This window comes from Arthrobacter sp. P1_A5, assembly GCF_056406825.1.
In genome coordinates this window covers 1-4577 of record NZ_JBFTZL010000241.1, presented here as the reverse complement: position 1 = coordinate 4577, position 4577 = coordinate 1, and the positions used below count along the sequence as shown (strand labels likewise).

Sequence of the window (4577 nt, the reverse complement as noted above, 5' to 3'; positions counted from 1 at the left end):
GATCAGCAGAGGGCACGGCGGCGCCGTCGGCAACGCCCACCGCCAGCCAGCCGGAGAGCCGCGCCGACCGCAAGGCGGCCGAGGCCGCCGCCACGGGGCCGTCGGATACTGCCCAGTCGGATGTGGCCACCTCGAATGCTCCCCCGTCGGATGACAAGGCGCGCGGGGCAGGAGCCGGCGTATCAGTCGGCGCACGTCCTGACACCGCCCCCGAGGACGAAGTCGAACGCCGCAACGCCGAACGCCGGAACGCCGAACGCGAGCAGGCGGCCAAGGCCAAGCCCGTCCTCCCGCGGGTGCTTCAGGTGCTGCTCGCCGTGTTCTACCCGGTCATCCTGCTGGTGCTCGCCGTCCGCGCCGTGACCAGCCCCCTGTTCCTCTGGGTGGAATACAACCGTCCGGGCTTCCCCGGTGACGGCTACGGCTTCAGCACCGATGACCGCATGACGTACGGTTCCTACGCGGTGGACTACCTCAGCAACTGGTCGGGCCCCCGCTACCTCGGCGATCTTGTGGACCAAAGCGGGGAGCGGTTGTTCAAGGACGGCGAAGTCAGCCACATGGCCGACGTCAAGGCCGTGATCCTGTCCACTTTCGGCGCCGGTACCCTGCTGATCCTGCTGGGCCTGGTGGCCGTGATCTACCTCAAGCGCCGCCATAACGGGGGAGTCCGCCGCGGCCTGTTCGCCGGCTCGATCGTCACCCTTGCGCTCATCATCGGCCTCGGGACCCTCGCGGTACTCGGCTGGGAGCAGTTCTTCACCGATTTCCACCGTATTTTCTTCGCCAACGGGACCTGGACATTTACGCTTCAGGACACCCTGATCCGGCTCTTCCCGGGCCAGTTCTGGATGGACGCCGGGATCGTCATCGGAAGCCTCGTGCTGCTCGCTTCCCTGGTCACCCTCGTCCTGACCTGGCCCACGCGCCGGCGCCGCGGCCTCGGCAAGAAGGCCGCCGCCACATCCAAGGGCACCGATACTGATGCCGGCACTGGCGCCACCGCCGAGGCTGCGCCCGCGGCGGACGGCACGGCCGGCAGCGACGCAGAGGGCCCGGCGCGCACCCGGCACACCGTCTGACGACGGGCCGGTTGCCCGGCGTCAGCCGTAGATCCGGTTGATGTGCTGTTCGTAGTCCCGCACGACGGCGGCCCGCTTGAGTTTGAGCGAGGGGGTCAGGTGCCCTGATTCCACGGTGAAGTCGGCGTCCAGGATGACGAAACTGCGGATCGACTCGGCCTTGGAGACCGTGAGGTTCGCGGCATCGATGGCTTCCTGGATCGCGGCCCGGACCGTCTGGTCCGCGGCGGCTTCGGCCGGCGCCATGACGGGCACCTTCCGGGCGGCGCACCAGTTGCGCAGTCCTTCCGGGTCCAGGTTCACCAGTGCAGAGACGAAGGGCCGGCCGTCGCCAACGACCACGGCCTGTCCGACCAGCTGGTGCTCCCGGATCTTCTCCTCGAGCGGGCCCGGGGCGACATTCTTGCCGCCGGCCGTGACCAGCAGGTCCTTCTTCCGGCCCGTGATGGTCAGGAATCCGTCCTCGTCGAGGGAACCGAGGTCGCCGGTCCGGAAAAAACCGTCCACGAAGGCCTCAGCGTTGGCGGCCTCGTTCGCGTGGTAGCCCTTGAAGACGCCAATGCCCTTGACCAGGATCTCGCCGTCGTCAGCCACCCGGACTGTGGTGCCCGGCACCGGGATGCCGACGGTGCCCACCTTGGTCCGTGCCGGGGTGTTGGCTGTGCAGGGCGCCGTGGTTTCGGTCAGGCCGTAGCCTTCCAGGACGGGGATACCCACGCCGCGGAAAAAATGGGCGTCGTTGGAGCTCAGCGGGCTCGCGCCGGAGACCGTGTACCGCAACTGGCCGCCGAAGGCCTGCCGGAGCCTGGGATACAGGATCCGGTCGAAGACTGCGTGCCGGGCACGCAGCAGGAGCCCCGGGCCCGTGCCGTTGCCCCGGGAGGCGGCGTCGAGGGCCTTGGAGTAGTCGATCGCGGCCGCCGCTGCGGCTGTGAAGATACGTTCCTTGCCGGCGGCGTCCGCCTTCTGCGCGGCTCCGGCGTAGACCTTTTCGAAGATCCGGGGGACCACCAGCAGAAAGGTGGGTTTGAAGCTGTCCAGATCGTCCAGGAGCTCTTTGGCGCTGGCGGTGTGGCCGAGGGTGGATCCGGAGCTAAGGCAGACCACCTGCACCGCCCGGGCCAGGACGTGCGCCAGGGGCAGGAACATCAGCGTCCGGGAACGCGGCTGCATGAGGAGCTCGGGCAGGAACAGGACGATGTTCTTGGCCACCAGGGCAAAGTTGGCGTGGGTGATCTCGCAGCCCTTGGGCTTGCCGGTGSTGCCSGAGGTGTAGACCAGGGACGCGACATCCGCCAGGGACGCCGCGGTCCGGTGGCGTTCCAGCTCGGCGTCGGTCACCCCGGTGCCGGCCGCGGCCATGCTCGCCAGGTTCGGTGCGGCGCCGTCGTGCTCCATCCGCACGACGGCAACAAGCCGGTCACCGAGGACGGTGGAGGCGTCCAGGACGCCCTGGACGAGAGCGGCCCTGGCGTGGTCCTCGACGAACACCCGCCGGGCCCCCGAATCATGGAGAATCCACTCGACCTGGGACGCGGAGGAGGTCTCGTAGATCGGAACGGTGACGCCGCCGGCGAACCAGATGGCGAAGTCCACCACCGTCCACTCGTACCGGGTGGCGGACATGACCGCGACGGTCTCGCCCGGCGTGAGTCCGCCGGCGATCAGGCCCTTGGCCAGGGCAGTGACCTGCTCCAGGAAGTGCTGGACGGAGACGTCGGTCCAGCCGCCAGGGCCTTTGCGGGAGTAGAGGGCGTGCACGGGATCCTTCGCGTGCTGCTCCAGGAGCAGGTCAGTCACGTTGCTCTCCGGGTCCAGCTCCACGAGCAGTCCGGTGCTTGCTTCTCTCACAGCCGAGTCTCCATTTCCTGGTCCGCCCGGAGTTCGGCGGACATTTCCCTGCAATCCTGCCCTAGATCCAGGACGGCATCCACATCCGGATGCGCCAGTCCTGGTACGGGATCACCTCGGCCGTCCAGACCGGGTAAAAGAACGCGGACACCAGCACGGCCGCCACCACGAACAGCGCCACCAGGTAGAACCCGGACCGCCGGCGCCAGAGGGGGTCACCGCGCTGGCCGAGCACCAGCCCCAGGCAATAGACGAGCGCCAGCACCAGGAACGGTTCAAAGGACACGGCGTAGAAGAAGAAGGTGGTGCGCTCCGGGTACATGAACCAGGGGAGATATCCTGCGGCCACTCCGGCCAGGACTGCGCCGGCGCGCCAGTCGCGGCGGCCCGCCCACCAGAACAGCAGGACACCCAGGCTCACGGCCGCGCTCCACCAGATCAACGGGTTGCCGACGGAGAGGATGGCGGTGGTGCAGTTGGTCAGCTCGCAGCCCGGGGTGCCCTGCCCGGGGGATTCGTAGAAGAATGACGTGGGCCGGCCCATGACCAGCCAGCTCCAGGCGCTGGCCTCGTAGGGGTGGTCGGCACTGAGGCCCTGGTGGAACTTGTAGGCCTCCAGGTGGTAATGCGCCAGGGACCGGACGGCGTTCGGCAGCCAGCCCCACTCGGCCGAGGGGTTGGCGTCGGCCCAATGCCTGAAGTAGGCGTCCGTGGACCGGAACCACCCGGTCCATGTGGCGCCGTAGACCAGGGCGGCCACCGGAACGATGCTCAGGAAGGCCGGGACGCCGTCCTTGAGGATGCCGCCGCTGATCCAGGCATGCACGCCGGCTATGCGCCGCGCGCTGAGGTCCCAAAAGACGGTCAGCAGGCCGAATCCGGCCAGAAAGAACAGGGCGGACCATTTCGTGCCGACCGCCAGGCCCAGGCAGACGCCCGCCGCGAGGCGCCACCACCGGATGCCGAGCCAGGGCCCGGAGGTGAGCTGCAGCGCCGAGGGCCGCCCCGTGGCGGAGGCCGCGGCCTGCCGGCCGAGCCGGGCAGCGAGCCGCCTCCGGCCGTCGTCGCGGTCCATCAGCAGGGCCCCGAACGCGGCGAGGATCCAGAACATCAGGAAGATGTCCAGCAGCGAGGTCCGGGACATGACCAAGTGGTGGCCGTCCACGGCGAGCAGGATGCCGGACACGGCACCCAGAGTGAGCGAGCGGAAGAGCTTTTGCGCGATCAGGGCCAGCAGGAGGATGGACAGTGTCCCCGTCAGGGCCGCACCGAACCGCCAGCCGAAGGGATTGTCCGCCCCGAACAGCCACATGCCCGCGGCGATCATCCACTTGCCGACCGGCGGGTGGACGACGTACTCCGGCGTGTTCAGCAGCACGCCGGGGTTGCCGGCGATGAACGAGTCGTTCGCCCGGTCCGGCCAGCTGCGCTCGTATCCGCTGACCAGGAATGAGTACGCGTCTTTGACATAGTACGTTTCGTCAAAGACCAGGTTGCGCGGCGTGTCCAGCCGGACGAACCGCAGGACGCCGCCCAGCGYGGCCGTCAGGACGGGAATGAGCCAGTACCAGAGCCGAAGCGACGCCGGGTAGTCCCGCCAGCTCTGGAGGCCGCCGATCAGGCGCTCCCGGAGGGCCTCCGGGG

General features: G+C 68.8%; 3 protein-coding genes. 1 reads left to right on the top strand and 2 read right to left on the bottom strand.

What is annotated here, in order from left to right; all coding sequences use genetic code 11:
• On the top strand, positions 1-1082 hold a 1082-nt coding region (locus tag AC1D1S_RS19455; RefSeq protein WP_476995246.1), incomplete at its 5' end, for a TIGR01906 family membrane protein.
• Between the two features lie 21 nt (positions 1083-1103).
• On the opposite strand, the gene AC1D1S_RS19450 is transcribed toward AC1D1S_RS19455, so the two are convergent.
• Positions 1104-2933, bottom strand: coding sequence for an AMP-dependent synthetase/ligase (locus AC1D1S_RS19450; protein ID WP_476995245.1), 1830 nt, complete (start codon positions 2931-2933; stop codon positions 1104-1106).
• A gap of 61 nt (positions 2934-2994) precedes the next feature.
• Positions 2995-4577, bottom strand: a 1583-nt coding sequence (locus AC1D1S_RS19445) for a dolichyl-phosphate-mannose--protein mannosyltransferase (protein WP_476995244.1), incomplete at its 5' end; no start/stop codon positions are given.